Below are 1,619 nucleotides of genomic sequence, written 5' to 3'. Positions count from 1 at the left end.
GCGGCGCGCCCGCCGTCGGCTGGCCCGCGCACAACGCGAGCACGTCGCCGTGGCTGCGCTGCCGCTGTTGTGCGGCGGAGAGCACCTCCATGACGTGGAACGGCGCCACGTCGGCCCGCGCGGCGGGCCCGGGGAAGGACACGGGTTCGACCATGCGGCTCACCCTAGGTCGCGGACACGAGCCCACGGCCCCGGTGTCACCGCCCGGCGCCGCGGTACCGCAGCACGGTCGCGCCGTCCCGCCGTTCGATCCGCAACGCCCACACGGCGGCGGCCATCATCAGCAGCACGCCGAGATTCTCGCCGAGCTCCTCGGCATGGTAGGTGAGCACGTACAGCGGGCCGCTCTCGCCCGTGGCGATCCACAGGCCCTGAACCGCCTCCATCCCGAGCGCGGACCACAGCAGCAGGGCGCAGCCACCGAGCACACCCGCGCGCGTGCGTCCCCGCAGGCGTAGCCCCAGGTACACCATTCCCGCGGCCACCACGCCGCCGGCGAGGATGCCCGGGATCAGCCAGTAGAACGGGAACCCGTCGAAGGTCGCCACCTCGCGCCCGATCCGGTCGAGCCGCTCGTGCAGCTGGGTGTGGTCGTCCAGCGACATCAGGCCGAGCAGGACGGCACCGCACACCCATGCCCAGGTGTCCCGCCCCGGGGCGCTCCGCGCGACGAACGCGACCACCCCGTACAGCACCGCGCCGACGACCAGCAGTCCGGTGCTCCACCAGGTGGGGAGGTTGCCCTCGACGAAGACGTCGAGATAGTTCTGGATCTCCCCGCGGTTCGTGGTCAGCGGGTGGTCGATCAACGCGGGCACGGCCATGCTCACGACGTTGAGCAGCATCGTCACCCCGAGCAGCGCCCACCCGGCGGCCCGCGGGGACACCGCGCCCGCGCTCCCCTGCGCCGACGTGGCCGGGTCCGGCACCACGTCCTGCGTGCCCCCCGACGGCCCGGCCCTGTCCAGTGTCTCCCGCGTCACCCGACCCACCCTCTCGTGAACACTGCGTGAACTCAGCGCACCGTAGTGGTGTCGGAGGCGTTGCCGTGAAGGCCCCCTTCCCTGCATGTGACGCAGCGAAGGAGTCCCTCGCCGCACCGGACGCAGGGAAGGGGGCCTTCACGGCACCACGGGACGTGCGTGCGGCGACGTCGTCAGTATCCCTGGTAGCCGCCACCCTGGGCCATCGAGGCGAGGCCCGGGTGGCCGTCGAAGCCGCCGTAGCGGTCGAAGGTGTAGCGCACCCCGGCGACGATGTTGTCGACCGGGTCCCAGATGTCGCCGTGCCCGGGCAGGGCGTGCGCCTGGAAGGTGGGGTCGATGCACTGCATCAGCCCCTTGGACGGCGTGCCCTTGGCCGCGTTCGAGTCCCAGTCGTTGAGGGCGTGCGGGTCGCCGCCCGACTCCTTGTCGATGATCGTCCAGATCTCGTCGATGTCGTCCTCCGTGACGGGGACGCCGTTCGCCCGGAGGATGTCGAGGGCCTCGCGGATCCACCCCTCGACGTTGCCCGGAGGCGGTCCGCTGGACGGCGGCGGTCCGCTCGACCCGTATCCCGCCAGGCCTCCGCCGGACGCACCGCCCCCGGCACCCGACGCACCGCCGCCCGGGGCGATC

The 1,619-nt window shown here is 72.7% G+C and carries 2 protein-coding genes and 1 pseudogene; all 3 read right to left on the bottom strand.

Going from position 1 to position 1,619, the window contains the following annotated elements; genetic code table 11:
* A pseudogene (locus SACHA_RS24510) lies at positions 1–154 on the bottom strand (aspartate aminotransferase); the annotation flags it as partial.
* A gap of 43 nt (positions 155–197) precedes the next feature.
* The gene (locus tag SACHA_RS0111945; RefSeq protein WP_019809987.1) at positions 198–983 is read right to left on the bottom strand and encodes a hypothetical protein; all 786 of its coding nucleotides are present in this window, start codon (positions 981–983) and stop codon (positions 198–200) included.
* 173 nt (positions 984–1,156) lie between these two features.
* Positions 1,157–1,619: transglycosylase SLT domain-containing protein (locus tag SACHA_RS21775; RefSeq protein WP_019809985.1), on the bottom strand; the 463-nt coding region annotated here is incomplete at its 5' end.

The organism is Saccharomonospora halophila 8, assembly GCF_000383775.1.
In the GTDB taxonomy this organism is placed as follows: domain Bacteria; phylum Actinomycetota; class Actinomycetes; order Mycobacteriales; family Pseudonocardiaceae; genus Saccharomonospora; species Saccharomonospora halophila.
The sequence above is the reverse complement of the archived record's forward strand: the minus strand, read 5'-3'. Positions and strand labels throughout refer to the sequence as shown.